This window comes from Pseudomonas sp. NPDC089408, from assembly GCF_044749445.1.
Taxonomy (GTDB): Bacteria; Pseudomonadota; Gammaproteobacteria; order Pseudomonadales; family Pseudomonadaceae; genus Aquipseudomonas.
In genome coordinates this window covers 29,265-55,533 of the sequence record NZ_JBIVHY010000007.1, presented here as the reverse complement: position 1 = coordinate 55,533, position 26,269 = coordinate 29,265, and the positions used below count along the sequence as shown (strand labels likewise).

Genomic DNA, 26,269 nt, shown 5'->3' with positions numbered 1-26,269 from the left:
TTCAGGTGGCCACTGACAAGCATCCAATCTCTTCATTTCTGCCAGCCCGGCCAAGCCGGGATAATGGCTTGGTCTTGCGAGAAGAGAACCGATTCACAATGAGAGCTGCACTGAACCTGTTGCTGGTGATCCTGCTGGCACTGAACCTGCGACCGATCCTGACCAGTATCGGCCCGTTACTCGAACCCATGCGTGCCAGCACCGGCCTGGGTTACCAGCAGGCGGCCCTGCTGACGGCGCTGCCGGTGCTGTGCATGGGCCTGGTGCCGTTGTTGCAGCCGTGGCTACGGCGCTGGATGAGCGAGCATGGCGGCATGCTCGGCGGCCTGGCAGCGATTGCCTTGGCCTGCCTGTGGCGCCTGCAGCTGGACAGCGCCTGGGCGTTGATTGCCAGTGCGGTAGTGGCCGGTTTGGGCGTGGCGGTGGTGCAGGGCATGATGCCGGGGCTGGTCAACCGCTGGTTCCCCGGGCGCCTGGCCGGGGCCATGGGCCTGTATTCGGCGGCACTGATGACTGGCGGCGGCATGGCGGCAGTGCTCGGGCCACACATCAGCGGCCACTTCGGCCACTGGCAGGCCGGCCTGGGCCTGTGGGCGATCCCGGCCGTGCTGGCGGTGCTGGCCTGGGCCGTGCTGCGGCCACGCCACGATGCGCCGAAGTTGGCGGGAGCCACAGGCGGGCATTGGTTCGGCACCCGCCGGGCGTGGTTGCTGGCGCTGTACTTCGGCCTGATCAATGGCGGCTACACCAGCATGGTGGCCTGGTTGCCGGCCTACCACATGGAGCACGGCGGCAGTGCCCAGGGCGGCGCCGACCTGGTAGGCCTGATGACCATCTTCCAGGTGGCCGGCGCGCTGGGGCTACCGTTGTTGCTGCGGCGCTGGGCGGACCGCCGCCCGGGCCTGTGGCTGGCGCTGGCGATCCAGCTGGCCGGCTTCCTCGGCCTGCTGCTGGCGCCGACGGTGGCTTCGGGGCTGTGGGTCGCGATGATCGGTTTTGGCCTGGGCGCCTGCTTCAGCCAGAGCCTGACGCTAACCCTGGAGCACCTGAAAACGCCCGCCGAAGCCGGCAGCCTGGCAGCGTTCGTGCAGGGTATCGGCTTTATCATCACCGGCATCGTGCCGTATATCACCGGCTGGCTGCGCGATGTCAGTGGCGATTTCCAGGCTTCATGGACGCTGCTGACCGTGACGGTGTTGGCGATGTTGCTGGTGACCGCCTGCTTCAACCCGCGCGGCTATGCGGCGGCGATCGCCCGCCCGCCAGCCGCGGGTAAGGCGGCCCCGGTCAGCTGAGGCGTTGCAGGGTATCGCGCACCCGGTCCAGCGCCGGGTCGATGTCCAGCAGTTCGATGGCGCCGAAGCCCAGCAACAGCCCCGGGCGTACTGGCGCTTCGCTGAAGAACGGCGCCAGCGAATACAGGCCGACTTCCACCTTGCGCGCGAGGTTGGCCAGTAGTTCCACATCGACCTCGGGTTTGGCCAGGGCGCTGAGGTGGAAGCCGGCGCTGGCGGGAATGGCGTCGAACCACGGCGCCAGGTCGCCGCCCAGGCGTGCCAGGATGCGCTCGCGGCGGGCACTGTAGACGTCGTGACAGCGGCGGATGTGCCTGTTCAGGTGGCCCTCGCCAAGGAAACGCGCCAGCGCCCATTGCAGCAGGGTCGGGCTGTGCCAGTCGCTGAGGTGCTTGGCCACACAAGCGGCCTGCAGCACCGCCGGCGGCAGCACGGCATAACCCAGGCGCAGCTCGGACAGCAAGGTTTTGGAAAACGTCCCCACATAAGCCACCAGGCCATGCCGGTCGAGGCGCTGCAGCGCGTGCGAGGCCGGCCCGTGGTAGCGGAATTCGCAGTCGTAGTCGTCCTCGATGATCAGCGCCCCCAGCTCGGCAGCCCGCGCCAGCAGGGCGTGGCGGCGGGGCTCGCTCATCGGCATGCCCAGCGGGAACTGGTGCGAAGGCGTTACGTAGATCAGCCGGGTACCGTCGGCGATCTGCTCTACGCACAGGCCTTCAGCATCCACCGGTACCGATTGCAGGCGTGCACCCAGGGCCAGGAACAGTTGCCGTGCCGGCGGATAGCCGGGGTCTTCCATGGCCACCGGGCAACCCGGTTCGACCAGCACCCGGGCGATCAGGTCCAGTGCCTGCTGGGCACCGTTGCACACCAGCAGGTCGGCGGCGCTGCAATGTACGCCACGGGCGTAGGCGACATGATAGGCAATGGCCTCGCGCAGCTCCGGCAGGCCCTGGGCCGGAAATTGCCGTTCGGGGTGGCGCTGGCTGCGGCGCAGGGCGTAGTTCAGGCAACTGCGCCATTGGTCGAACGGGAATTGCGCCTTGCTTGAAGCGCCGCCGATGAAGTCGTAGCGCGAGGGTGTCTGCAGCTGGCGTTGGGCGAGCACCGTGGCACGCTGCTGCCAGCGCTCGAGAGCCGCGGCGCCGGCCAGGGGGATGCCGGCTGCTCCGCTGCTGCGTAGCGGCTGGCGTGGGGTGATGAAGGTGCCACGGCCGACCACGCCGCTGAGCAGGTTGTCGTAGGTCAGGCGTGAATAGGCCTCGGCCACGGTCTTGCGCGAAACGCCCAGTTGTTCGGCCAGCAGGCGGGTAGGTGGCAGCTGGGTGCCGGCAGCCAGGTGGCCGCTGTCGATACCGGCGCGCAATTGCTGGTAAAGCTGGTCGGCCAGGCCTTTACGGCCCTCCAGGCGGATGTGCAGTTCCATGGGGCGGTCCGGAGCGAGGGAGTGCTCAGGATAGCGGATTGGCCAGGGAACAGCATGGGGCCGCTTTGCGGCCCAATCGCCGGCGATGGGCTGCAAAGCAGGCCCAGGAATGACGGGTCAGAGTCGGGCGGTGCTCACGGTGATATAGCCCTTGTCCGCTACTGCTATGCGTATGACGGTTTCGTCCGCTGGCGCCTTGCGGTTGCGCTTGATGCACACGCCGTCCACTGTGGCCGCCCGCATATGCTCGGTAATTGCCCGCCCGTTCAAGTCGAAGAACACTGCGCTGGCCAGTAGCTCGATGCGTTCGATCAACAAGCGGGTCTGCTCATCCGTCGCACAGAAGAACATCACCCCCGACAGGTGCGGGTCTTCATCGGGGTTGTTGATGTCATGGGCAAGCATTTCGCGCAGGCTGTTGCGCAGTTCGGCAATGGAGCGGGCGTACACGTGCATGCGGAGTTTCCCCTGGACAGTCATCGCATGCCGATCTTGTTTTCTTCAGGTTGAACGGGCAAGTAGGACGCTTCCGAGGGCTCTGTGGGAAATTTCTGATTCTCCTCTCATGTGCGAGCGGGCTCATCGAGGCGTCGAACCGCCGCGAAGAGGCTGGCACAGGCTTTACAAAGCGCCAGCCCCAGCCTTGGCCACCTGGGCATCCTGCTCGGACTTGACCCCGGACACGCCAATGGCACCCACCACCTGGCCCTCCACCTTCAGCGGCACGCCGCCTTCCAGGCTGGTCAGCAGCGGCGCCGTAACGAAGGCGGTACGGCCACCATTGACCATTTCCTCGTAATCGCGGGTTTCCTTGCGCCCTAGCGCCGAGGTACGGGCCTTCTCCAGGGCAATGTAGGCACTGGCCGGCGCACAACCGTCCAGGCGCTCCAGAGCCAAGGGGTGCCCGCCGTCGTCTACCACGGCGATGGTCACGTTCCAGTTCTGGTTCAGCGCTTCCTGGCGGGCGGCGTTCAGTACACGGGCAACATCGGCCTGGCCGATCACGAACTTGCTATGCATGGGAGGTCTCCGGGTTCAAGGCTGCTTCGACGATTTCGATCCAGTGCCGTACCGGCGTGCGCCCAGCCCCGTCGAGGTGGGTCTGGCAGCCGATGTTGGCGGTAGCGATGACTTGCGGTTTGCCGCTTTCCAGCGCATTCAGGCGATTATCGCGCAGTTGCAGGGACAGTTCAGGTTGGGTCAGCGAATAGGTGCCCGCCGAGCCGCAACACAGGTGGCCATCGGGCACCGCAGTCAGCGTAAAGCCCAGGCGTGTCAGCAATGCCTCCACCGCGCCGCCCAGCTTCAGGGCATGCTGCAGGGTGCACGGGCAGTGGAAGGCCAGGCGCTGCTCGGCGCACAGGCCCAGTTGCTCAACCGGTTCATCGCGCAGCACTTCTACCAGGTCGCGGGACAGCGCACTGACCCGTGCAGCCTTGGCGGCGTAATGCGGGTCTTGCGCCAGCAGGTGGCCGTAGTCACGGACAAACGCGCCGCAGCCGCTGGCGGTTTGCACGATGGCCTCGGCGCCCGCTTCGATGGCCGGCCACCAGGCGTCGATATTGCGTCGAGCGCGTTGCAGGCCTTGTGCCTGGGCGTTCAGGTGGTAGTCCACGGCGCCACAGCAACCGGCCTGGTGGATCGCTTGCACGCTGATCCCCAGGCGGTCAAGCAGGCGCGCGGCAGCAGCATTGGTGTTGGGTGACAGGGCCGGCTGCACGCAGCCCTCGAGCATCAGCACCCGCCGCGCATGGCGCAGAGCGGGGCGCTGGCCAGGTGGGGTGACGTGCGCCGGCAGCTTGCGCTTGAGCGTGGCCGGCAGCAGCGGGCGCAGGGCCTGGCCGCTGCGGGTCAGCGCCTTGAACAGTGCCGGGCGCGGCACCACTGCACGCAGGCCCTGGCGCAGCAGGCGCTGGCCGAGCGGGCGCGCTACCTGCTGCTCGACCACGGCGCGGCCGATGTCCAGCAGGTCGTGGTATTTCACCCCGGATGGGCAGGTGGTTTCGCAGTTGCGGCAGGTCAGGCAGCGGTCCAGGTGGAGCTGGGTGCTGGCGGTGATCGGCTCGCCTTCGAGCACCTGCTTGACCAGGTAGATGCGCCCGCGTGGCCCGTCCAGTTCATCCCCCAGCAACTGGTAGGTAGGGCAGGTAGCGGTGCAGAAGCCACAGTGCACGCAGGAACGCAGGATGCTTTCGGCTTCGTCGGCGCGGGCCAGGCGGCGGGAGGTTTCGCTGAGGTTGGTTTGCATGGTCTGGCCTCACAGGTCCGGGTACAGGCGGCCAGGGTTGAAGATGCCCTGGGGGTCGAGCTGCTGTTTCAGCGCACGGTGATAGCGCATCAGTGCAGCCGGCAGCGGTGGGCTGCTGGTCGCGCCCTGCGCGTAGCACGTGGCGTGGCCGCCCACCTTGGCGACCAGCTCGCGAATGGCCTGCGCCTCTGCGCCGGATTTTAGCCAGCGCTGGGCGCCGCCCCAGTCGAGCAACTGCTGGCCGGGTAGCTCCAGCTCGCCGCAGGCAATGGGCACAGACAGGCGCCACAGTGGGGAAGGGCCGCTGAAGAAGGCCAGGCGTTGTTCACGCAAGTCGCTCCAGAAGCGGCTATCGAGGCTTTCACCGCCCAGCCGTTGGCGTCCCGACTGCACCGAGCCTTCGCCGCCTTCCAGGCGCAGGTACAGCGCTTCGCCGTCATGGCAGGCGGCACTGATCGGCAGCGGCTGCTGGCCCCATTCGGCCAACTCGGCCAGCGCCTCGTGGCGGCCCATCGGCAGGCGCAGGGTCAGGCACTGGCGCGGGCGTGGCAGCACTTTCAACGACACTTCGGTCAGCAGCCCAAGGCAACCGAAGCTGCCCGCCATCAGCCGCGATACGTCGTAGCCGGCGACGTTCTTCATGACTTCGCCACCAAAGCGCAGCAGCTTGCCGTGGCCGGTGATCACCCGCGTACCGAGCACATAGTCGCGCACCGAGCCGGCCCACGGCCGGCGAGGGCCGGACAACCCCGCCGCGACCATGCCGCCCAAGGTTGCTTCGGGGCCCAGGTGCGGTGGCTCACAGGGCAGCATCTGCCCGGCTTCGTGCAGCGCCGCCTCGATTTCGCGCAGCGGTGTGCCAGCGCGGGCGGTGAGCACCAGTTCGGTCGGGTCGTAGCTGACGATGCCCCGGTGGCTGCGGCTGTCGAGCACCTCGCCGGCCACCGGGTTGCCGAGTATGGCCTTGCTGTTGCTGCCCTGAATACGCAGCGGCGTACCTTGGTTCAAGGCCTGGTTGACCTGCTCCAGCAGGGCCTGGCTGTTATCGCGGTCCATGCTCATCAGAAGCGCTCCAGCTCGGGGAAGGGCAGTTGCCCATGGTGCACATGCAGGGCACCGAATTCGGCGCAGCGGTGCAGGGTGGGGATGTTCTTGCCCGGGTTGAGCAGGCCCTGCGGGTCGAAAGCGGTCTTTACCGCATGGAACAGGGTGATTTCGTCGCTGTTGAATTGCGCGCACATCTGGTTGATCTTCTCGCGGCCCACGCCGTGCTCGCCGGTGATGCTGCCGCCTACCGCCACGCACAGTTCAAGGATCTTGCCGCCGATGGCTTCGGCGCGCTCCAGTTCGCCCGGCAGGTTGGCATCGAACAGGATCAGCGGGTGCATGTTGCCGTCGCCGGCATGGAACACGTTGGCCACGCGCAAGCCGTATTCGCTGGACAGGTCGCTGATGCCTTTGAGCACGCGCGGCAATTCGCGGCGCGGGATGGTGCCGTCCATGCAGTAGTAGTCCGGGGAAATGCGCCCCACGGCCGGGAAGGCATTCTTGCGACCGGCCCAGAAGCGCGCGCGTTCGGCCTCGTCGAGGGCCAACCGTACCTCGCGGGCGCCCGCCTGGGTCAGCACGGCGGCGACCCGTTCGCAATCGTCGTGCACGTCGGCCTCGACGCCATCCAGCTCGCACAGCAGGATCGCCGCAGCGTCCACCGGGTAGCCGGCGTGGATGAACGCTTCGGCGGCGCGGATTGCCAGGTTGTCCATCATCTCCAGGCCGCCGGGGATGATGCCGGCGGCAATGATTTCGGCGACGGCCCGGCCGGCATCCTCGACGCTGTCGAAACTGGCCAGCAGCACCCGCGCCACCTGCGGCCTGGGCAGCAGCTTTACGGTGACTTCGGTGACGATGCCAAGCATGCCTTCGGAACCGGTGAACAAGGCCAGCAGGTCAAAGCCGGGGCTGTCCAGCGCATCACTGCCCAGCGTCAGGTGTTCGCCCTCAACGGTGAGGATTTCCACCTTGAGCAGGTTGTGCACGGTCAGGCCGTACTTCAGGCAGTGCACGCCCCCGGCGTTTTCAGCGACATTGCCGCCAATGGAACAGGCAATTTGCGAGGAGGGGTCGGGGGCGTAGTACATACCATGTGGCGCAGCGGCCTGGGAAATGGCCAGGTTGCGCACACCGGGCTGCACGCGGGCGAAGCGCCCCTGTGGGTTCACTTCCAGGATGCGGTTGAAACGCGCCATCACCAGCAAAATGCCCTTGGCCAGTGGCAGGGCTCCGCCCGACAGGCCGGTGCCGGCGCCACGTGCGACGACCGGTATACCGTGCTGGTGGCACAGTTTCAGCAGGACCTGTACCTGCGCCAGGCGCTCGGGCAGCACCACCAGCAGCGGCACCGTGCGGTAGGCCGACAGGCCATCGCATTCGTAGGGTTTGAGGTCTTCTTCGCGGTGCAGGATTTCGAGGTCGGGCAGGGCCGCACGCAGCGTCTGCAATACCTGCGCCCGGTCCACGCTGGGCAACGCGCCATCGACGCGTTCGTCGTAGAGGATATTCATTGGCTCACTCGGCAACGGTTTTTTGTTGTTGTTGGCAAAGCGGTCGCCATTGCAGCCTGCGCGTGGAAGTGGCCGTGGTCGAGTACAGGGGTAACTGGTCCTACCAGTTTTTGCAGCGGGTGCTGGTTATAGACGGCTTTGCCCGGCTAGATTGGAAGCAGTGGTCGTAGTGGTCCTACCAGCAGGAGGGTGCACAGTGGGTGCGGAAGGCAAGGTGAAGGTCGCCGACCAGGTGGCCGAGCGGGTCGAACGGCTGATTGTTGAAGGCGTGCTCAAGGTAGGCCAGGCGCTGCCGTCGGAACGGCGCCTGGTGGAAAAGCTGGGTTGTTCGCGTTCCGCGCTGCGCGAAGGCCTGCGCATCTTGCGCGGGCGCGGCATCATCGACACCGAGCAGGGGCGAGGTTCGTTCGTCGCCGACCTGACCGGGCAGGCGGGCGTCACGCCATTGATGCACCTGTTCAGCTCGCAGCCGCGTACGCTGTTCGACCTGCTGGAGGTGCGCGCGTTGCTGGAGGCTGAAGCGGCGCGGCTGGCGGCGTTACGCGCCACCGAGGTCGACCGCTTGCTGATTCGCCGGCGCTATGAAGAAATGTTGGTGGCGCACGAGGCCGCCGAGGCGCTCGATGCCCGCGGGCATGCCCTTCGTGATCATGCTTTTCACCGGGCGATCAGCGAGGCTTCCCACAACCCGGTGCTGGTGCACACCCTGCAATCGCTCAGTGACCTGACCTTGAGCACGGTGTTTGCCTCGGTCAACAACCTGTATTGCCGGCCGGCGCAGAAGCGCCAGATCGATCGGCACCATGCGCGGTTGTATCACGCGGTGATGGAGCAGCTGCCGGAGCAGGCGCAACGGGCGGCGCGCGAGCATATCAACGGGATTCGTGACAGTTTGCGGGAGATTGAGCAGGAAGAGCAGCGCCTGGTCAGGGCGACCATGCGGATGGATGGGTGGGGGTGAGGTTGCCTGGGCCGGCCTATTCGCGGGTGAACCCGCTCCTACAACGGTCGCGTAAAACCCTGTAGGAGCGGGTTCACCCGCGAATAGGCCGGCCCAGGTTTACCTCAATGATCGGCTATGCGGTCATCCTGCGACAGAATGGCCTGGGCCAGCTCTTCATCATTGGCCTGCAGCCCTGGATGGTCCTTGCGAGCCTGTTCCAGCGCCGCTTCCACATAGGCGCCGCGGATCGCACCGCCACTGGCGACGAAGGCGGAAAGCTCGTCACGTGCCGGGATAATCCGTTTGTCATCCTTGAAGGTGGAATAAAGCGAAGCGGAAACACCGGCCGAGGTGGCGACGTCGCCCGCATCGACGCGGGCCAGGGCAGCACCGGCAGGCAGCAGGAGCAGCAGCGCAGGGGCGAGGAGTAGGTGGCGCATGTCGAGTTCTCCAGTAGCGTGAAGCACAGGGAAATAAACCACTCAGTGTTTAAGAGAGCGCGGAGGGGGTGGTAGTTCCCTTTTCTATCTGGGGATTGCAGGGGCCGCTTCGCGGCCCAATCGCGACACAAGGCCGCTCCCACAGGGGAATGCGATTTCCTGTGTGCGGCCTTGTGTCGCGATGGGCTGCGCAGCAGCGCCCCAAAGTCTCAAGTGTGTGGCACGCTCCGGGCAGCGTTTACTCCACCCGCATACTCCGGCTTCAAACGCCCCTGCTCATCCAGCAGGTAAGCATCCATCACTTCGCGCACCACCGGCCCGGCCACCCGGCCGCCGGCCTCACCGTTCTCGATCATCACCGCCACCACCACGCTCGGGTGGTCAGCCGGGGCAAAGCCGACGAACAGGGCGTTGTCCCGGTGGCGCTCCAGGGTCTTGTTGCGGTTGTAGCGTTCGCCCTGCTTGATCGCCACCACCTGTGCGGTACCGCTCTTGCCCGCAATCCGGTACTGCGCGCCGGCCGCCGCCGCGCGGGCAATGCCGCGCGGGTCGTGCATGACCATTTGCATGCCCTGGTTGACCTGGTCCCAGGCGCGTTTGTCATGCAGCACGATGTTGGGCATCGGGTTGGGGTCGACCGGCGCATCGCCGCCCACGGTCATGGCCAGGTGCGGGCGGTGCCACACGCCCTTGCTGGCCAGCAGGCTGGTGGCCTGTGCCAGCTGCAGGGGGGTGACCTGCATGTAGCCCTGGCCGATGCCTAGGATCAGCGTCTCGCCCGGGAACCAGGCCTGGCGCCGGGTGGCGCGTTTCCATTGGGCTGACGGCATCAGCCCGGCAGCCTCCTCGAACATGTCCAGCGACACCTTCTGGCCCAGGCCGAACTCGGCCATGTAATCGTGCAGGCGGTCGATGCCCAGCTTGTGCGCCAGGTCGTAGAAGTAAGTGTCGTTGGAGCGCATGATGGCGGTGTACATGTCCACCCAGCCATCACCGTTGCGGTTCCAGTTGCGGTACTTGTGGTCGTAGTTGGGCAATTCATAGTAACCCGGGTCGAATACCCGGCTGCCAGGGGTGATCACGCCGCTGTCGAGACCGGCGATGGCCACTTCCGGTTTCACTGTCGAGCCGGGTGCGTACAGGCCGCGTAGCACGCGGTTGAACAATGGGCGGTCGATGGAGTCGCGCAGCGCAGCGTACTGCTTGAAGCTGATGCCCTTGACGAACAGGTTGGGGTCGAAGCTGGGGTTGCTGACCATTGCCAGCACGTCGCCATTGGCCGGGTCCAGCACCACCACCGAGCCGCGGCGGTCGCCCAAGGCCTTTTCAGCGGCCACTTGCAAGTGGGCGTCCAGGGTCAGCACGATGTCCTGCCCCGGCGTCGGGGCCTTGTGGTTGAGCACGCGCATCACCCGGCCCTGGGCGTTGGTCTCGACTTCTTCGTAGCCCACGTGGCCATGCAACTGGCTTTCGTAGAAGTGCTCGATGCCGGTCTTGCCGATCGACTGGGTGCCCCGGTATTCGGTGCTGTCGAGGACCTTGGCTTCTTTCTCGTTGATGCGCCCCACATAGCCCACCGAGTGGGCGAAATGCTCGGCCATCGGGTACTCGCGGATGAACTGCGGCTCCACCTCCAAGCCTGGCAGGCGGAACTGGTTGACCGCCACCAGGGCAATCTGCTCTTCACTCAGGCCGACCATCAGGGTCACCGGCTCGAACGGCTTGCGGCCGCGGCGCAGGTCCTTGTCGAACTGTTTACGGTCATCCTCGCTCAGGCTCAGTACCTGGGTCAGGGTGTCGAGTACCTTGGCCGAGTCGCCGCCAGCGCGCTCCCGGGTCATGGTCAGGTCGAAGCTGGGTTTGTTGTCGGCCAGCACCACGCCGTTGCGGTCATAGATCAGCCCGCGCTCAGGGGCGATGGGCAGCACGTGCACGCGGTTGTTTTCCGACACGGCAGTCTGTTGGTCATGCTGCAGCACCTGCAGCACGTAGAGCCGGCCCACCAGCACGGCACACAGGCTGAACACCAGGGCGGCGCAGGCCAGAAGCCGGCGGTTGACCAGGTGTTTTTCCTTTTCGTGGTCCTTGAGGGGGATTGGTTGCGGCATCAGGGGCTCTTTTTACGGCTTTCGCGTTGGCCGTGCGGGCGCGCGAACGGGCGGGGGATGCTACGCAACACCTCCCGCAGCCTCAAGCCGAGAGCCGACTGGCGGCGGCTGGGTAAGGGGCTGTGCGCCCCGTGATCAGGGCGCTGGCGAGAAACATGAAGATTTGTTCATGGCTGACATCCTCGTGCACGGTGCAGGGGTGTGTTTTTGATCTCTTGTGGATCCATAAATAATCATGTTCGATAATCGAACACGAATTGATGCTTTCCATAAACTTATAACATATTGAAAAATATAAAGAATTATCTAAGTTTGTAAGTTGATAATGGCGTTTTGCCGAGTCACACCCATTGGTGCTGAGATCGCGGTGATTGTTTGTGGATCCATTATCTGGTTGATTAACGCCTGACAACGGCCGGAGCCCTCCGGCCGTATGCGACAACAATTACAAAAAGGGTCCAGTCATGAATGGCTTTCCAAGGGTATGGAACCGTCAGGGTTTCTTGCGCTTTGCCTGCGTGTGCGCATCTGTTCTCTCACCTGTGAACCGGCAGGTGACCCCATGAATACCGACCTCAAGCAACGCCTGGACAACGACCCGATGGGCCGCTTTCAGTGCCTGGCCATTGGTATCTGCATCATCCTCAACATGATCGACGGCTTCGACGTGTTGGTCATGGCCTTCACCGCTGCCTCGGTGTCCGCCGAGTGGGGCTTGAACGGGGCGCAGGTGGGTTTGCTCCTCAGCGCTGGCCTGTTCGGCATGGCGGCCGGGTCGCTGTTCATTGCCCCATGGGCCGACCGCTTTGGCCGCCGCCCTTTGATCCTGCTGTGCCTGGCGCTGTCCGGCCTCGGCATGCTGCTTTCGGCGCTGAGCCAGAGCCCGCTGCAACTGGCACTGCTGCGCGGCCTTACCGGGCTGGGCATCGGCGGCATTCTGGCCAGCAGCAACGTGATTGCCAGTGAGTACGCCAGCAAGCGCTGGCGCGGCCTGGCAGTCAGCCTGCAGTCCACCGGCTATGCCTTGGGCGCAACCTTGGGTGGTTTGCTGGCGGTGTGGCTGCTGGGGCATTGGGGCTGGCGCTCGGTGTTCCTGTTTGGCGGCATTGTCACCGTACTGGTGATCCCGCTGGTGCTGCTGTGGCTACCAGAGTCGCTGGACTTCCTGCTGGCACGTCGGCCTGCCAATGCCCTGGGCCGAATCAACCGCCTGGCGGTACGCCTCGGTCAGCCGGCACTGGCCCAACTCCCAGCATTGACGGTGGCGGCGCAGGGCACGGCCAGTGGCTTCAAACAGCTGCTGACACCGGCCATGCGCCGTACCACGCTGGTGATCTGGTTGCTGTTCTTCCTGGTCATGTTCGGCTTCTACTTCGTCATGAGCTGGACACCAAAACTGTTGGTGGCCGCCGGCCTGTCAGCGCAGCAGGGCATTACCGGCGGGGTGTTGTTGAGCGTTGGCGGCATCCTGGGCGCGGCGCTGATCGGCGGCCTGGCATCTCGCTGGCCACTGACCCGCGTGCTGGCGCTGTTCATGCTCATTACCGCAGCACTGCTGGTGCTGTTCGTGGCCAATGGCGCTTCGGTCAGTGCGGCGTTGGCACTGGGGTTGCTGATCGGGCTGTTTTCCAACGGATGCGTGGCCGGGCTGTACGCTTTGTCACCGGTGGTCTATGACGCCTCCGTGCGTGCCACCGGGGTGGGTTGGGGCATCGGCATCGGCCGCATGGGCGCCATCCTGTCGCCGACCGTGGCCGGCGTGCTGCTCGATGGCGGCTGGCAACCGCTGCACCTGTACGGGGTGTTCGCCAGCGTGTTCGTGCTGGCCGCAGGTTGCCTGCTGTTGTTGCGGCCCGGAGCCAAGCCGACCCAAGACTTGGCTGCCGATGCACTGAGCCATTGAGCACTGCCCGGCCAGGCCGGGCACCTGAATACAGCTTGTCGCCCCGGGCCCATGCCGGCGCGGGGCGATCGGCTGCGCCCAAGAAAAGCGGAGAACAATAATAATGATGCACACCACTTGCACACTGGCCCGTTCGGCGCTGGCGGTTTCGCTGATGCTGGGCCTGGGGCTGCCGGCCTGGGCCGAGGAGGGGGGCTTCTTTGAAGATGCCAAGGCCGGGCTGACACTGCGAAACTACTATTTCAACCGCGATTTCCGTGACCCGGGGGCGGCCAAGAGCAAGGTTGAGGAATGGGCTCAGGGTTTTATCTTCAAGTTCAGCTCAGGCTACACCCCGGGGTTGATCGGTTTCGGCCTGGACGGTATCGCCATGTTCGGCGTGAAGCTGGACAGTGGCCGCAGTACCAGCGGCTCCGAGCTGCTGCCGGTGCATGATGACGGCCTTGCGGCTGACGACTACGGGCGTGCCGGGCTTGCGGCGAAACTGCGCATTTCGGCCACGGAGTTGAAGGTGGGTGAACTGCTACCGGACATTCCGCTGCTGCGCTACGACGATGGTCGCCTGCTGCCGCAAACCTTCCGCGGCGCGATGCTGGATTCGCGGGAGATCGAAGGCTTGAGCCTGCAGGCTGGCCAGTACCGCGAGGTGAGCCTGCGCAACTCGTCCGACATGCAGGACCTGTCTGCCTGGGCTGCGCCGGGGGTGACCTCGGACGGCTTCAACTATGCCGGTGCCGAGTACCGTTTCAATCAGCAGCGCACGCTGATTGGCGCCTGGCATTCGCAACTGGAGGACATCTATCAGCAAAGCTACTTCAACCTGCAGCACAGCCAGCGGGTAGGGGAGTGGACGCTGGGCGCCAACCTTGGCTACTTCATTGACCGGGATGACGGCCAGGCACGCATTGGTGACATCCAGAGCCGCACCGGCTACGCCTTGCTGTCGGCCGCATACAGTGGCCACACGCTGTACCTGGGTTTGCAAAAGGTCAGTGGCGACAGCCCGTGGATGTCGGTGTATGGCAGCAGCGGCCGCACCTTGGGTAACGACATGTTCAACGGCAACTTCAGCAACGCCGACGAGCGCTCGTGGCAAGCGCGTTACGATTACAACTTTGCTGCGCTGGGCGTGCCGGGCCTGCTGGCCATGGTGCGTTACGGTCATGGCGAGAACGCCACCACGGCGGCGGGCAGCAATGGCAAAGAGTGGGAGCGCGACACCGAGGTCAATTACACCTTCCAGAGCGGGGCGTTGAAAAACCTCAACATCCGCCTCAACAACTCGACCAACCGACGCAGCTTCAACAGCGACTTTGACCAGACACGGTTGATCGTCAGTTATCCGCTGACGTTGTAGGAGCGGGTTCATCGAAGCGTCGAGCCGCCGCGAATGCGGTGGCTGCGACGACGGTGAATGGCGGTGGAAATGGGCCGGCAGGTCCGGCCCATTCGCGGGTAAACCCGCTCCTACAAAGGGCGGTGCCGCGCCACCGATGTGTGCACCACCGATCAATGTAGGAGCGGGTTCACCCGCGAATACGGTGGTGGCTGCAACGGTGAATGGCCGGTGGCAATGGGCCGGTAGGTCTGGCCCTTTCGCGGGTAAATCCGCTCCTGCAATCCAGCTAGCCCCAACAGGCCAGCAACAGCTTCTGGCTTGCGCTAAGATGCCCGCTTCTGTCTCTGGATGTCGCCTGGATGAGCAAGCCCGGTCAAATGGTGTTGGTCGCGTTGCGCAAGATGATCGCCTCGGGCGAGCTGGCGGCCGGCGAGCGCTTGATGGAAGTCCCTACCGCCGAGCTGTTCGGCGTTTCACGCATGCCGGTGCGCATGGCGTTCCGCACCCTTGAGCAGGAAGGCCTGTTGGTTCGCTTTGGTGGCCGGGGGTTTCAGGTGCGCTCGGTCAGCGCCGATGACATTGCCGGTGCGGTCGAAGTGCGTGGCGTGCTGGAGGGGTTGGCTGCCCGTCAGGCTGCCGAGCGTGGCTTGTCTGCGCACGCTCGCGCAACGCTGCAACAATGCCTGGTCGATGGCGACCAACTGTTCGACAAGGGCTTCGTGACCGAAGACGACCTGCAGGCCTACCACGACCTTAACATGCGCTTTCACCATGTGATCATCGAAGCCAGCCATAACCCGGCCATTGCCGTCGCCCTGGCGCGCAACGACCACCTGCCATTCGCCTCAGTCACTGCGCTGGCGGTGGACCGCCATGACCTGGCCCGCGAGTACCGGCGCTTCAACTTCGCCCACATGCAGCACCACGCGGTGTTCGACGCCCTGGTCAACCGCCAGGGTGCCCGCGCCGAAGCAATCATGCGCGAGCACGCCAATGCCACCCTGCGTTACGCCGAAACCTTCGGCGGGGCCGCTGCAGACGCGGGCATGCAGGTCATCCTGCCGACTGCGTAAACCCGCTCAGATATCCAGCACCAGCATCGGTGTTTTTGACCGCGAGCAGCAGGGCGTGAACTGATCGTTCTGCGCTTGCTCCTCTTCGGTAAGGAACATATCGCGATGGTCTGGCGTGCCCTGCAGCACGCGGGTCAGGCAGGTGCCACAAATACCTTGCTCGCACGACATGGCGATCTCGATGCCGTTCTGCTCCAGTACCTGCACCACAGTCTGGTCGGCGGGCACCTCGAACACCTGCCCTGTGCTGGCAACCTGCACCGCGAAGCTACCGTCGTTGCTGGCATCCACTGGCGCCGCTGCAAAGTACTCGCGGTGCAGGTTGGCCTCTTGCCAGCCCAGCCCCTTGGCACTGTCCAGTACATGCTGCATGAACCCGCCCGGGCCACACACATACAGGTGCAGATCCTGTTGCGGTGTGCCCAGTACCTGGGCGATATCCAACCGCGTTTCCGGCTGTTCGTCAAAATGCACGAACAGCCGATCAGCAAACGGCGCGCTGCGAATCCGCTCGACAAACGCCGCACGCTCGCTGGAGCGGGCGCAGTAGTGCAGCTCGAAGTCATGGCCGCTGTGGGACAGCTGCTCGGCCATGCACAGGATTGGGGTAATGCCAATGCCCCCGGCAAACAGCAGGCTGCGCTGCGCGCCCTTGGCCAGCGGGAACAGGTTGCGCGGCGCGCCGATACGCAGCCGGGCACCGGCTTGAACCTGCTCGTGCAGGCAGCGTGAGCCGCCTCGCGAAGCCGGATCGTGAAGCACGCCGATCACATAGCGGTGGCGTTCCTCAGGGTGGTTGCACAGCGAATACTGGCGCACCAGCCCGTCGGGCAAATGCACATCGATGTGCGCACCAGCGCTGAACGCCGGCAGCAGGCCGCCATCCGCTGCTGCCAGCTCGAAACTGCAGATGCCCTGCGCTTCATTGTTACGGGATACCACTACGGCATCGATCATGTTGGCGGTTCCTCAGGCAGGCGTGGCGCTGGTGGCGATCAGTTGCGGCTGCGGCGCACGCTCTTTGGCGATGATCCGCTCCAGTACCTTGCGCGACTGCACGCCGCCGGCATCGATGTTCAGCTTCAGCAGGTTGCGCTCGGGGTTGGCCAGCAGGTTTTGCTGCTGGCGCTCAAGCATCTCCAGGTCTTCGCTGAAAATCTTGCCCTGGCCTTCGCGAATGTTGTCGGTCAGCGTTTGATCGTGAGCCGCAAAGTTGCGCGCCATACCCCAGAAGTACCAGATCGAGGTGTCGCTTTCCGGCGTGATGAAGTCGACGACGATGCTCGAAGCCTTGTGCTGTGCGTCGGCGTGGTAGCCGCCCTTGCCGGCGTGTGCCACGCCCACTTCGATCAGCACATGGCTGGGCGGGGTGAAGCGGCAGATTTGCCAGCGGTCCACCGGCACATCGTCGGCCAGGCCATTGCCGCGCAGGGCCATGCGCCAGAAGGGCGGGGCCATGATGTTTGCCATGTGGCGGGCGGTTACTACCTCATCGCCGGTGACGCTGGTGACCGGAGGCGCTTCGTCGATTTCCTTCTGGCCGATGCTGGAGGCATGCACGTAGGTTTCGTGGGTCAGGTCCATCAGGTTGTCGATCATCAGGCGGTAGTCGCAACCGATGTGGAACAGCCCGCCGCCGTAGGCCCACTCATCGTTCACAGCCCATTCCAGGTGCGGGATCAGCGCCGGGTCGGCCTGCGCCTGGTCGCCGGGCCAGACCCAGATGAAGCCATAGCGCTCGACCGCAGCAAAGGTCTTGTTGCAAGGAAAGCCCCGTACCCGCTGGCCTGGCATCGACACGGTCTTGCCATCGCAGCCCATGACCAGACCGTGATAGCCGCACACCAGGTTGCCGTCCTCAACGTAGCCCAGCGACAGTGGCGCACCACGGTGCGGGCAGAAGTCCTCGACGGCCGCTACACGGTTCTCGTGGCCACGGTAGAACACGATCTTTTCCCCGCAGATCTGCCGGCCCAGGGGCTTGGCAGCGATCTCGTCAGGGGTGCAGGCGACGTACCAGGTGTTTTTGGGGTACATAGGGAGGCTCTCCGGGATGATTGTTTTTATTTAATGGATCCATTAGAGCCCTGTCGCACAAGCATGGTCAATAAATATGCCTTTATTTTTATGGGTTTCGTGCGATTATCGGACCGCTATGGATCCATTGGTACGGAGTATGCGCTTTACCTAAGCCAGGGCGTCACCCACTGATGTGGCAGCAGTAGCCCGATTACCTTGGCTTGAAATTTATTTGGGTGAGGTGGGGCTGGCTGCCAGCGACAGGCTGTGCAGCAGCCCCCACTACTCAGGGGTTGACCTGATAGCCGCGCCCCTGCAGGCAACCGCTGTAGGCACTGGCATGGGCCTGGGTTTTCGCCTGGTCCTGGCCGCGGCGATCCTGGCGGCGATCCTGACGCTGGCGCATGCCGCCGACCGCTGCACCGGCGGCGGCCACTTCACCGGCACGGTTCTGCCGGTACTCCTGCTTGGCATCGTCACCCACACGGTCATACAGCTCGTCGTGCCGGTTGCCGCGTACTTGAGCGCCCACTGCACCGGCTGCGGCACCCGCGGCCGCACCGCGTACCCGACCGCCGACATGCGGGTCGCTGGACGTCGCCGTGCTGTTCGCAGCGTTGATGGCGACGGTATTGCAATCGTTGATATCCAGTTGCATCTGCTGGCTGCTCTGGCCCTTGAGCGGCACCACCGATTGCGCCTGGGCTGCGGTTGCCGCACACAGCAGCACCAGCAGGTAACTCCACGTGAACGTACGCATGGCACACCTCCACCGGGCGGAAAGCCCGTCTCACAGGATAGTTCGGCTTTAGCGCTGCAGATGGCAGTTTTGCCCAGATGGTCTAAACCGGATATCAAACATTGTTCCTTCGCATCATGGCCTGCAACCGGGCCGCCGGTGGAGCCGCCATGAGCCCGACCCGCGATCTGATCATCTGCGAATACTGCGACACGGTGTACCACCGTGCGCCGCTGCATAAACACCAGCGCGCCCTGTGCCAGCGTTGTGGCGGGGTGCTGTACCGGCATCGGTCGCTGACGATCGAGCAACGCCTGGCCCTGAGCGTGACCGGCGGCATCCTGCTGGTGTTCGCCAATTATTACCCGGTGATGACCATCGGCATGCAGGGGCTCACCCATTCCGCCACCTTGTGGGACTCGGTGCTGATCCTCAGCCACGGCAGCATCACCTTCATCGCCCTGGTCATGGCACTGTCGATCATCTTTGCGCCAGTGCTGCAGATTGCCGTGCTGTGCTGGGTGCTGAGTTTCGCCCTGGCTGGCCGCCGTGCCCCTGGCTTTGCCCTGTGCATGCGCGGCCTGGAGAGTCTGCGGCCTTGGAGCATGCTGGAGGTTTGCCTGCTGGGGGCCATGGTGGCGGTGATCAAGCTGGCGGGGTTGCTCGATGTGATCCCGGGCATCGGCCTGGTGGCCCTGGCCGCGCTGAGCATGTTGATCATTCATATCGCCGGCAAGGACATCCGCGATTTGTGGGAGCAGGTATGACCACCCCGGCCAACGCTGACGACCTGGGCCTGTGCCTGTGCCATGGCTGTGGCCAGGCCTGCGACCTGAGCAGCGGCGCGCACACCTGCAACCGCTGCGGTGCTGGCATTCACCGGCGCAAGGCCAATGCCATCAGCCGCGGCTGGGCGTTTCTGCTGGCCGCACTGGTTTTCTACATCCCCGCCAACCTGCTACCGGTCATGCGCACCGAAATGCTCGGCAGTGGCAGCGAAAGCACCATCGGCGGTGGTGTGCTGGAGTTCTGGGAGGCCGGCGCCTGGGACATCGCGCTGATCATCTTCATTGCCAGTGTCGGGGTGCCGGCGATCAAGTTCTTTTCCCTCGGCCTGCTGCTGTACACCGCCCAGCGCCGCTCTACCTGGGCGCGCCGGCAGCGCTCGCAGCTGTACCGTTTCGTCGAACTGATCGGCTACTGGTCGATGCTCGATGTGATGGTGGTGGCGCTGGTGGCGGCGTTGGTGCAACTGCGCGGGCTGGGCACCATCGAGCCACGGGTAGGCATCCTGTTTTTCGGCATGGTGGTGGTGCTGACCATGGTTTCTGCGATGAGCTTCGATCCACGCCTGATCTGGGATAGCCATGCCAACGAGGGGAGGCCGCATTGATGGGGCAACAGACTGACAAGCACGAGGGGCCGGGGCAGGCTGAAGTGCGCACCCGGCGCTGGAGCGTGTCGCTGGTGTGGATCGTGCCGATCCTGGCGATCCTGATCGGCGCCTCACTGGTGGTGCGCAACTGGATGCAGCAAGGGCCGGTGATCGCCATCTCCTTCCACAGCGGGGAAGGGTTGGTGGCGCATAAGACCCAGGTCAAGTACCGCAGCGTGGTGATAGGCGAAGTAACCACGGTGGACCTGGCCGACGACAAGAAGAGCGTGGTGGCCAAAGTGCAGCTGTCCAACGACGCCCGCGCGTTCGCCACCGAGGGCGCGCGCTTCTGGGTGGTGCGCCCGCGCATCGGCGTGGGTGGAGTTTCTGGCGTGGATACGCTGCTGTCGGGCAGTTTCATCGGCGCCGACTCGGGTGAGTCGAAAGCCCCGGAAAAGACCTTCGTCGGCCTCGAACTGCCGCCACCGATTACCTATGACGAGAAGGGCAAGCGCTTCGTCCTGACTGCCAGCGACCTGGGCTCGCTGGATGTCGGCTCGTCGATCTACTACCGCAAGATCCCGGTGGGTGAGGTGGTGTCCTTCGCCCTGCAGGACGATGGCAAGGGCGTGGAGATTGGCGTGTTCGTGCAGGCACCCTACGACACCTTCGTCACCGCCGACAGCCGCTTCTGGAATGCCAGTGGCGTCGACATGCAGATTGGCGCCAACGGGCTCAAGGTCGATACCGAATCGTTGTCATCGATATTGGTCGGCGGGCTGGCCTTCGGCTCACCGGATTTTGCCCCGCAAGCCGAACCGGCTGCCGACCAGGCGCGCTTTCAGCTGTTTGCCGATCGCGACACCGCGCTGGCACCACCTAATGGCCAGGCCCAGTACCTGCAATTGCGCTTCGACCAGGCCATGCGCGGGCTGTCGGTGGGCGCGCCGGTCGAGTTCAAAGGGGTGGAGTTTGGCCGGGTCACGTCGATCAAGCTGGATTACGATGCCGACCGGCAGACCTTTCCGGTAGTGGTTGACGCAGTGATCTACCCACAGCGGCTAGGGCCGGTGCACCGCAAGATGCTAGCGGTATTCAAGCACACCGAAGGCGACATGGACGGTGCGCGGCGGTTGATCGGCACCTTCGTCGAACACGGGTTGCGGGCCCAGGCGCGCAGCGGCAACCTGATCACCGGGCAAATGTTCATCTCCCTTGATTTCTACCCGGATGTGCCCAAGGTCACGTTCGACATGGCCGCCAACCCCATCATGATCCCCACGCTGCCCGGCAGCCTGGAGCAGTTGCAGGAACAACTGCAGCGGGTGGTGGAGCGTATTGCCCAGCTGCCGCTGGAAAGCATCGCCGGCAACCTCGACGGCAGCCTGCGCGAGCTGCGTGCCAGCCTCAAACAGTTCAACGGCCAGACCTTGCCAGACGTGAAGGTGGCGCTGGAGGAAGTGCACAAGACCCTGCGTACGGCCAATTCGGCGATCTCCGAAGACTCGCCGCAGCGCGAGCGCATGGGCGAAACCCTGGACGAGCTGGAGCGCATGTCGCGTTCGCTGCGTGACCTTGCCGATTACCTGGGCCGCCACCCCGAGTCGCTGATTCGTGGCCGGCCGAAAGCGGCCGGTGCCGCCGACCTTGAACCCTGAGGAAACAGCCGATGCAACGACTGCGCAATGTGTGTGTGGCCAGCCTGCTGGTGTGGCTCGGGGGCTGCAGCAGTACGCCGAACAACTACCATACGCTGGTGCCGAGCGAGCCGGTGCGCGGCAGTGGCCAGCGCATTCAGGTGACCCGTGTGGTCGTACCGCCCCAGGTCGACCGCCCGCAACTCGTCGTGCGGCAGGGGCCCAGCGGCTTGGCCATCCTTGAGACGGAGTGGTGGGGGGCTAACCTGGTGGATGAGTTTCGCAGCGCCTTGCAGGACCAGTTAGGCGGCCCTGCGGGGGGCGCCAACGCGGCGCTACGGGTGGACGTGCAGCGCTTTGACACGGTGCCGGGGCGCTACGCCACACTCGAGGCAGTGTGGCGCCTGAAGCAGGCGGGGCAGGCCGAACTGACGTGCCGCACCTCGGTGCAAAGCGCGGCGGACAACAGCATCGCCAGCCTGGTGAATGCGCACCAGGCCAACCTGCGCAAGCTGGCCGAGGCGGTACGGGCAAGTGCCAGCCGGGGTAGCTGTTCAGCCTGAGCCCGCCACCGCGTCGCTTTTTTCGCGGGCAACATTCACTGAATTAGCAGGGACACTTGTAGGAGCGGCCTTGCGTCGCGATGGGCTGCGAAGCAGCCCCGGAAATGTATGCATCTGTGCGCAAACCCTGGGGCTGCTGCGCAGCCCATCGCGACGCAAGGCCGCTCCTACAGGTTCTGTGCATGCCTTGAAGGTGATGCAGGCCGGCTGGTGCCATGCATCGTGTTGGATCCTTTCAGGTGGATCGACGAGCCGTCTGGGCGAATGTCCGGGTATCCCTGCGCGAATCTGCTATTCCTAAAAGGACACGCACCGCACCAAGGCCTCTCGATGCTGGTCATCGAAAACCTTTACAAGTCATTCCCCACCCCCCAAGGCCCACTCCCGGTATTGCAGGGCGTCGACCTGCGCCTGCCGCGCAGCAGCAGCCTGGCGCTGATGGGTGAGTCGGGCAGCGGCAAGAGCACCCTGCTGCACCTGGTGGCCGGCCTGGACCGTGCCGACAGCGGCCGCATTCTGATCGACGAAATTCCCCTCGACGGCCGTTCGGAGGCATCGCTGGCCCAGTGGCGGCGGCAGGGGATTGGCCTGGTGTTTCAGCAGTACAACCTCATCAGCAGCCTGGATGTGGGGAGCAACCTGGCATTCCAGGCCAGGCTGGCCGACCGGCACGACCCCGATTGGGTCGCCTACCTGGCCCAACGCCTGGGCCTGGCGGACCTGCTTTCGCGTTACCCGGAACAGCTATCCGGCGGCCAGCAGCAACGCGTCGCCATCGGCCGTGCACTGGCCGGGCGGCCGGCCTGGTTGTTGGCCGACGAACCCACCGGTAGCCTCGATGAAGCCAGTAGCGATGAAGTGTTGAGCCTGTTGCTGCAACTGGTCGCTGAAACCGGCAGCGGTGTGCTGATGGTGACCCACAGCCCGCGGCTGGCGGCGCGCTTGCAGCAGCGATGCTACTTGCACGCCGGTCGCGTGCGGGCCGAGCCGGGCTGATGAGGCTGTTATCGTTGGCCCTGTTGGCGCTGCTCAGCCACTGGTGGCGCCATCGTGTGCAGTGCGTCAGCATCTTCACCGGCCTGTGGCTGGCGACTGCGCTGTGGACGGGTGTGCAGGCGCTTAACAGCCAGGCGCGCAGCGACTATGCCCGGGCCAGTGCAGTACTGGCCGGGCCGCTGCAGGCGCAACTGCTGCCGCGCCAGGGCGAGCGCTTTGACCAGGCGCTGTACGTGCAGCTGCGCAGGCTGGGCTGGGCAGTGTCGCCGGTGCTGGAAGGGCGTTTGCGCCTGCCGGGCGAGCCGGCGCGCAGCGTGCGCCTGATCGGCATCGAGCCGTTAAGCCTGCCGCCGGCCAGCAGCATTGCCGGGGTGCAGCCGCAAGCTTTCGACCTGCAGGCGTTCATCGGGGCGCCCGGGCAAGCCTGGGTTGGGCCTGACACCTTGCGGCAGTTGAAGGTAAACGCCGGGCAGGTGGCATACGACAGCGAGGGGCAGGCGCTGCCGCCGGTGATGCTGCGGCCTGAATTAGCGCCCGGGGTGATGGTGGTCGATATCGGGCATGCGCAGGCGTTGTTGCAGGCTCCCGGGCAGTTGTCGCGATTGCTGGTAGCCGGTAGCCCGGGGCTTCTGCCACCAGGCATTGCGCCATACCTTGAACTGCAACCCCAGCATGACGACGGTGGTTTGCAGCGCCTGACTGACAGCTTCCACCTTAACCTGACTGCCCTCGGCCTGTTGGCGTTCGTTGTCGGCTTGTTCATTGCCCATGCCGCGATCGGTCTGGCGCTGGAGCAGCGGCGGGGGCTGATTCGCAACTTGCGCGCCTGTGGCGTCAGCTTGCAAACCCTGCTGTGGGCTCTGGTGCTGGAACTGGGCCTGTTCGCAGTCATGGGCGGGCTGGCCGGCGTGGCCAGTGGTTATGCCTTGGCTGCAGGGTTGCTGCCCGATGTTGCCGCCAGCCTGCGTGGCCTTTATGGCGCCCAGGTCGCCGGCACGCTGAGCCTGCCCGCGTGGTGGTGGCTGGCCGGGCTGTTGGTGAGTGTGCTCGGTGCATTGCTGGCAGGCCTGAGCAGTGTATTGCGGGCAGCACGGCTACCGCTGCTGGCGCTGGCGCAGCCCCAGGCTTGGCGATTGGCACAGGGGCAGTTGTTGAAACGTCAGGCGGTGGTGGCAGGCTTGTTGCTTTTGCTGGGCGTGGGTTGTGGTGTGCTTGGCAATAGCCTGCCCAGTGCTTTCGCCATGCTGGCCGCGCTGCTGCTGGCGGCGGCGCTGTTGTTGCCGGCCGTGCTCGACCGGGTGCTGGCCTGGCTGGCGCGCCGTTGCCAGCGGCCATTGGCGCAATGGTTTGTCGCTGACAGCCGCCAGCAGCTGCCTGCCCTGAGCCTGGCGCTGATGGCCTTGCTGCTGGCGCTGGCTGCCAGTGTTGGTGTGGGCAGCATGACCGAGGGTTTTCGCAAGACCTTTGTCAGCTGGCTTGACCAGCGTTTGTCCGCCGACCTGTACGTGTCCCCACGCGATACAGACCAGGGCTTACAGATAGCCGAATGGCTTGGTCAGCAACCGGCTGTCGGTGTGGTCCTGCCTGGCTGGCGTGTCGAAATGCAGCTGCAAGGTTGGCCTGTGCAAATCCAGGGCATTGTCGATCACCCGGTCTATCGAACCCGCTGGCCGTTGCTGCAACAACAGCCTCACGCCTGGGAGCAGTTGGCCAGCGGGCGCGCGGTGATGCTCAGCGAGCAGTTGGCCAGGCGACTGAAACTGCAATTGGGCGATAGCTTTGCAATGCCTGCACGTACCTCGCCAGCCCTGACGGTTGTGGCTATCTATGCTGATTACGGCAACCCCAAGGGGCACGTACTGGTCAATGCCCACTGGCTGCGTGAACATTGGCCAGACGCAGCACTGACAGGGTTGAGCGTCGACCTGCTTGCCGAACAGGGGCCGTCCATCAAGGCCGAGTTGCAACAGCGCTACCACCTGGACGACAGCCGCGTGGTCGAGCAGGCACGGTTGAAACGCTGGTCGACCGATGTGTTCAACCGCACGTTCGCCGCCACGGCCGCGCTCAACAGCCTTACCTTGGGCGTGGCCGGCGTGGCGCTGTTCATCAACTTGCTGACGCTGGGCCAGTCCCGGCTGAGCCAGCTGGCACCGCTATGGGCATTGGGTGTACGGCGTGCACGGCTGGCATGGTTGAGCCTTGGCCAGACGCTGATGCTCAGCAGCTTTACCGTGTTGCTGGCGATGCCGTTGGGTGTGCTGCTGGCGTGGTGCCTGGTCGCGGTAGTGAACGTACAAGCATTCGGCTGGCGCTTGCCGCTCTACGTGTTCCCTGCGCAGCTGCTGCAACTGGCCATGTTGGGCTTGCTCACCAGCCTGTTGGCCAGCGCCTGGCCGGTGTGGCAGCTGGCGCGTCGCCAGCCGCGTGAACTGTTGAGGCCGTTTGCCGATGAAGCGTAATGCCTGGCTGTTGCTCTGCGGGTTGCTGTGCGGCTGTGACCAGCCGGCACCGCAAAGCTATGCCGGGCTCGGGCAGCAGGCGGGCGAGTTCAGCCAGGTGACCCGCGAGCATCCGCTGGTGTTTCCACGCGATCATGGCGCCCACAATGGCTTTCGCATCGAGTGGTGGTACGTCACGGCCAACCTCAAGGATGCCCAGGGGCGTGACTGGGGCGCGCAGTGGACACTGTTCCGTTCGGCCTTGCGCCCCGGCCCGGAGACCGGCGGCTGGAACAGCCCGAACCTGTGGATGGGCCACGCGGCGTTGACTGGCCCCGGTGGCCATCAGTCGGCTGAAACCCTGGCGCGTGGTGGCATCGGTCAGGCCGGCGTGCAGGCCCAGCCGTTTCGGGCGTGGATCAATGACTGGTCGCTGCAGGGCAGGGAGGCCATCGACGACCTGCACATGACGGCGGGTGGTGAGGGTTTCCGCTACGACTTGCACCTGCGTAGCGAACGACCGCTGGTGCTGCATGGGGATCAGGGCTACAGCGAAAAGTCTGGCAAGGGGCAAGCTTCGTACTATTACAGCCAGCCGTTCTACCATGTGCGCGGGGAGGTGGAGCGTGGCGGCATGTGCATTGTGGTGACGGGCCAGGCCTGGCTGGATCGGGAGTGGAGCAGCCAGCCATTGGCCGCCGGGCAGACGGGCTGGGACTGGTTCTCGCTGCACCTGGACAGTGGCGCCAGGCTGATGCTGTTCCAGGTGCGTGAGGCGCAAGGGGAGCCGTACCGTGCCGGGACCTGGGTCGGGCCGCAGGGAGAGGTGGTGGCGTTGCAAGGGGCGCAGATCCAGCTGCAGGCACTGGCTTGGACGAGGCTGCAAAACGGCAAGCAGGTGCCGACGCGCTGGCGGGTGCAGGTGCCTGGGCGTGGGGTGGATGTGCAGGTTGAGGCCGTGGAGCCGCAGGCGTGGATGCAGACCCGCTTCCCGTATTGGGAAGGGCCGGTGCGCTTGAGCGGGGGGGCGGGTGGGCGTGGGTATCTGGAGATGACCGGGTATTAGGAACTTACATTTCGGTCGTTACGCGGTCCCTTGTAGGAGCGGCCTTGCGTCGCGATAGGGCCGCGAAGCGGCCCCGGCGATTTTTGCGGCAATGCAA

At 64.9% G+C, this 26,269-nt stretch carries 23 protein-coding genes; 12 read left to right on the top strand and 11 right to left on the bottom strand.

Annotated features, from left to right (window positions below; genetic code table 11):
• Positions 1-98 precede the first annotated feature (98 nt).
• Complete coding sequence (locus tag ACIP02_RS13390; RefSeq protein ID WP_400617223.1) at positions 99-1,295, top strand: cyanate transporter; 1,197 nt, start codon at positions 99-101, stop codon at positions 1,293-1,295.
• Here ACIP02_RS13390 and ACIP02_RS13385 read toward each other — a convergent pair.
• From ACIP02_RS13385 to glcD, 6 genes are all read right to left on the bottom strand, one after another.
• The gene (locus tag ACIP02_RS13385; RefSeq protein WP_400617221.1) at positions 1,288-2,721 is read right to left on the bottom strand and encodes a PLP-dependent aminotransferase family protein; all 1,434 of its coding nucleotides are present in this window, start codon (positions 2,719-2,721) and stop codon (positions 1,288-1,290) included. The two genes, ACIP02_RS13390 and ACIP02_RS13385, sit on opposite strands and share 8 nt — an antisense overlap.
• A 117-nt stretch (positions 2,722-2,838) precedes the next feature.
• Entirely contained in the window at positions 2,839-3,177 is a 339-nt protein-coding gene (locus ACIP02_RS13380) for a hypothetical protein (RefSeq protein ID WP_400617219.1), read from the bottom strand.
• Between the two features lie 165 nt (positions 3,178-3,342).
• On the bottom strand, positions 3,343-3,741 hold the full coding sequence (locus ACIP02_RS13375) for a heme-binding protein (protein ID WP_400617217.1): 399 nt from the start codon (positions 3,739-3,741) through the stop codon (positions 3,343-3,345).
• A complete protein-coding gene (gene glcF / locus ACIP02_RS13370) occupies positions 3,734-4,969 on the bottom strand; it encodes a glycolate oxidase subunit GlcF (RefSeq protein WP_400617215.1) in 1,236 nt (411 codons plus the stop codon). Before glcF ends, ACIP02_RS13375 begins: the two co-directional genes overlap by 8 nt.
• A 9-nt stretch (positions 4,970-4,978) precedes the next feature.
• Positions 4,979-6,031: a glycolate oxidase subunit GlcE gene (glcE, locus tag ACIP02_RS13365; RefSeq protein ID WP_400617212.1), complete on the bottom strand. Its 1,053-nt coding sequence runs from the start codon at positions 6,029-6,031 to the stop codon at positions 4,979-4,981.
• The gene (gene glcD, locus ACIP02_RS13360; RefSeq protein WP_400617209.1) at positions 6,031-7,530 is read right to left on the bottom strand and encodes a glycolate oxidase subunit GlcD; all 1,500 of its coding nucleotides are present in this window, start codon (positions 7,528-7,530) and stop codon (positions 6,031-6,033) included. Before glcD ends, glcE begins: the two co-directional genes overlap by 1 nt.
• Before the next feature lie 196 nt (positions 7,531-7,726).
• Here glcD and glcC point away from each other — a divergent pair, with 196 nt between their 5' ends.
• Positions 7,727-8,491 (top strand): transcriptional regulator GlcC, encoded by a 765-nt coding sequence (gene glcC, locus ACIP02_RS13355; RefSeq protein WP_400617206.1) that lies wholly within the window; start codon positions 7,727-7,729, stop codon positions 8,489-8,491.
• A gap of 104 nt (positions 8,492-8,595) precedes the next feature.
• On the opposite strand, the gene ACIP02_RS13350 is transcribed toward glcC, so the two are convergent.
• Both ACIP02_RS13350 and mrdA read right to left on the bottom strand, forming a co-directional pair.
• Positions 8,596-8,913 (bottom strand): DUF2388 domain-containing protein, encoded by a 318-nt coding sequence (locus tag ACIP02_RS13350; RefSeq protein ID WP_400617204.1) that lies wholly within the window; start codon positions 8,911-8,913, stop codon positions 8,596-8,598.
• A gap of 209 nt (positions 8,914-9,122) precedes the next feature.
• Positions 9,123-11,021: a penicillin-binding protein 2 gene (mrdA, locus tag ACIP02_RS13345; protein WP_400617201.1), complete on the bottom strand. Its 1,899-nt coding sequence runs from the start codon at positions 11,019-11,021 to the stop codon at positions 9,123-9,125.
• 562 nt (positions 11,022-11,583) lie between these two features.
• Here mrdA and ACIP02_RS13340 point away from each other — a divergent pair.
• From ACIP02_RS13340 to ACIP02_RS13330, 3 genes are all read left to right on the top strand, one after another.
• Complete coding sequence (locus tag ACIP02_RS13340) at positions 11,584-12,924, top strand: MFS transporter (protein ID WP_400617198.1); 1,341 nt, start codon at positions 11,584-11,586, stop codon at positions 12,922-12,924.
• A gap of 103 nt (positions 12,925-13,027) precedes the next feature.
• Positions 13,028-14,281, top strand: a complete 1,254-nt coding sequence (locus ACIP02_RS13335) for an OprD family porin (RefSeq protein ID WP_400617195.1) — start codon at positions 13,028-13,030, stop codon at positions 14,279-14,281.
• Positions 14,282-14,622: 341 nt separating this feature from the next.
• Positions 14,623-15,336, top strand: coding sequence for a GntR family transcriptional regulator (locus ACIP02_RS13330; protein ID WP_400617192.1), 714 nt, complete (start codon positions 14,623-14,625; stop codon positions 15,334-15,336).
• A 6-nt stretch (positions 15,337-15,342) separates the two neighbouring features.
• On the opposite strand, the gene ACIP02_RS13325 is transcribed toward ACIP02_RS13330, so the two are convergent.
• The 3 genes from ACIP02_RS13325 to ACIP02_RS13315 all read right to left on the bottom strand — a co-directional run bounded on the left by ACIP02_RS13325 (position 15,343) and on the right by ACIP02_RS13315 (position 18,115).
• On the bottom strand, positions 15,343-16,293 hold the full coding sequence (locus ACIP02_RS13325; protein ID WP_400617189.1) for a PDR/VanB family oxidoreductase: 951 nt from the start codon (positions 16,291-16,293) through the stop codon (positions 15,343-15,345).
• A 12-nt stretch (positions 16,294-16,305) separates the two neighbouring features.
• Positions 16,306-17,373 (bottom strand): Rieske 2Fe-2S domain-containing protein, encoded by a 1,068-nt coding sequence (locus ACIP02_RS13320; RefSeq protein WP_400617186.1) that lies wholly within the window; start codon positions 17,371-17,373, stop codon positions 16,306-16,308.
• A gap of 268 nt (positions 17,374-17,641) precedes the next feature.
• Complete coding sequence (locus ACIP02_RS13315) at positions 17,642-18,115, bottom strand: hypothetical protein (RefSeq protein WP_400617183.1); 474 nt, start codon at positions 18,113-18,115, stop codon at positions 17,642-17,644.
• A 149-nt stretch (positions 18,116-18,264) separates the two neighbouring features.
• Here ACIP02_RS13315 and ACIP02_RS13310 point away from each other — a divergent pair, with 149 nt between their 5' ends.
• From ACIP02_RS13310 to ACIP02_RS13280, 7 genes are all read left to right on the top strand, one after another.
• The gene (locus ACIP02_RS13310) at positions 18,265-18,861 is read left to right on the top strand and encodes a paraquat-inducible protein A (protein WP_400617180.1); all 597 of its coding nucleotides are present in this window, start codon (positions 18,265-18,267) and stop codon (positions 18,859-18,861) included.
• Positions 18,858-19,487 (top strand): paraquat-inducible protein A, encoded by a 630-nt coding sequence (locus ACIP02_RS13305; RefSeq protein WP_400617177.1) that lies wholly within the window; start codon positions 18,858-18,860, stop codon positions 19,485-19,487. The genes ACIP02_RS13310 and ACIP02_RS13305 overlap by 4 nt, the downstream gene beginning before the upstream one ends.
• On the top strand, positions 19,487-21,127 hold the full coding sequence (locus ACIP02_RS13300) for an intermembrane transport protein PqiB (RefSeq protein ID WP_400617175.1): 1,641 nt from the start codon (positions 19,487-19,489) through the stop codon (positions 21,125-21,127). Before ACIP02_RS13305 ends, ACIP02_RS13300 begins: the two co-directional genes overlap by 1 nt.
• Before the next feature lie 11 nt (positions 21,128-21,138).
• A complete protein-coding gene (locus tag ACIP02_RS13295) occupies positions 21,139-21,669 on the top strand; it encodes a membrane integrity-associated transporter subunit PqiC (protein WP_400617172.1) in 531 nt (176 codons plus the stop codon).
• Between the two features lie 330 nt (positions 21,670-21,999).
• Entirely contained in the window at positions 22,000-22,665 is a 666-nt protein-coding gene (locus tag ACIP02_RS13290; RefSeq protein ID WP_400617170.1) for an ABC transporter ATP-binding protein, read from the top strand.
• Positions 22,665-25,127, top strand: a complete 2,463-nt coding sequence (locus ACIP02_RS13285) for an FtsX-like permease family protein (protein WP_400617167.1) — start codon at positions 22,665-22,667, stop codon at positions 25,125-25,127. The genes ACIP02_RS13290 and ACIP02_RS13285 overlap by 1 nt, the downstream gene beginning before the upstream one ends.
• On the top strand, positions 25,117-26,172 hold the full coding sequence (locus tag ACIP02_RS13280; protein ID WP_400617164.1) for a lipocalin-like domain-containing protein: 1,056 nt from the start codon (positions 25,117-25,119) through the stop codon (positions 26,170-26,172). The genes ACIP02_RS13285 and ACIP02_RS13280 overlap by 11 nt, the downstream gene beginning before the upstream one ends.
• Positions 26,173-26,269 lie beyond the last annotated feature (97 nt).

Excerpts from the sequence above, each read along its gene's own strand:
- ACIP02_RS13390 (WP_400617223.1), top strand. The coding sequence starts at position 99 with ATGAGAGCTGCACTGAACCTGTTGCTGGTGATCCTGCTGGCACTGAAC.
- ACIP02_RS13385 (WP_400617221.1), bottom strand. The coding sequence starts at position 2,721 with ATGGAACTGCACATCCGCCTGGAGGGCCGTAAAGGCCTGGCCGACCAG.
- ACIP02_RS13380 (WP_400617219.1), bottom strand. The coding sequence starts at position 3,177 with ATGCACGTGTACGCCCGCTCCATTGCCGAACTGCGCAACAGCCTGCGC.
- ACIP02_RS13375 (WP_400617217.1), bottom strand. The coding sequence starts at position 3,741 with ATGCATAGCAAGTTCGTGATCGGCCAGGCCGATGTTGCCCGTGTACTG.
- glcF (WP_400617215.1), bottom strand. The coding sequence starts at position 4,969 with ATGCAAACCAACCTCAGCGAAACCTCCCGCCGCCTGGCCCGCGCCGAC.
- glcE (WP_400617212.1), bottom strand. The coding sequence starts at position 6,031 with ATGAGCATGGACCGCGATAACAGCCAGGCCCTGCTGGAGCAGGTCAAC.
- glcD (WP_400617209.1), bottom strand. The coding sequence starts at position 7,530 with ATGAATATCCTCTACGACGAACGCGTCGATGGCGCGTTGCCCAGCGTG.
- ACIP02_RS13350 (WP_400617204.1), bottom strand. The coding sequence starts at position 8,913 with ATGCGCCACCTACTCCTCGCCCCTGCGCTGCTGCTCCTGCTGCCTGCC.
- mrdA (WP_400617201.1), bottom strand. The coding sequence starts at position 11,021 with ATGCCGCAACCAATCCCCCTCAAGGACCACGAAAAGGAAAAACACCTG.
- ACIP02_RS13340 (WP_400617198.1), top strand. The coding sequence starts at position 11,584 with ATGAATACCGACCTCAAGCAACGCCTGGACAACGACCCGATGGGCCGC.
- ACIP02_RS13335 (WP_400617195.1), top strand. The coding sequence starts at position 13,028 with ATGATGCACACCACTTGCACACTGGCCCGTTCGGCGCTGGCGGTTTCG.
- ACIP02_RS13330 (WP_400617192.1), top strand. The coding sequence starts at position 14,623 with ATGAGCAAGCCCGGTCAAATGGTGTTGGTCGCGTTGCGCAAGATGATC.
- ACIP02_RS13325 (WP_400617189.1), bottom strand. The coding sequence starts at position 16,293 with ATGATCGATGCCGTAGTGGTATCCCGTAACAATGAAGCGCAGGGCATC.
- ACIP02_RS13320 (WP_400617186.1), bottom strand. The coding sequence starts at position 17,373 with ATGTACCCCAAAAACACCTGGTACGTCGCCTGCACCCCTGACGAGATC.
- ACIP02_RS13315 (WP_400617183.1), bottom strand. The coding sequence starts at position 18,115 with ATGCGTACGTTCACGTGGAGTTACCTGCTGGTGCTGCTGTGTGCGGCA.
- ACIP02_RS13310 (WP_400617180.1), top strand. The coding sequence starts at position 18,265 with ATGAGCCCGACCCGCGATCTGATCATCTGCGAATACTGCGACACGGTG.
- ACIP02_RS13305 (WP_400617177.1), top strand. The coding sequence starts at position 18,858 with ATGACCACCCCGGCCAACGCTGACGACCTGGGCCTGTGCCTGTGCCAT.
- ACIP02_RS13300 (WP_400617175.1), top strand. The coding sequence starts at position 19,487 with ATGGGGCAACAGACTGACAAGCACGAGGGGCCGGGGCAGGCTGAAGTG.
- ACIP02_RS13295 (WP_400617172.1), top strand. The coding sequence starts at position 21,139 with ATGCAACGACTGCGCAATGTGTGTGTGGCCAGCCTGCTGGTGTGGCTC.
- ACIP02_RS13290 (WP_400617170.1), top strand. The coding sequence starts at position 22,000 with ATGCTGGTCATCGAAAACCTTTACAAGTCATTCCCCACCCCCCAAGGC.
- ACIP02_RS13285 (WP_400617167.1), top strand. The coding sequence starts at position 22,665 with ATGAGGCTGTTATCGTTGGCCCTGTTGGCGCTGCTCAGCCACTGGTGG.
- ACIP02_RS13280 (WP_400617164.1), top strand. The coding sequence starts at position 25,117 with ATGAAGCGTAATGCCTGGCTGTTGCTCTGCGGGTTGCTGTGCGGCTGT.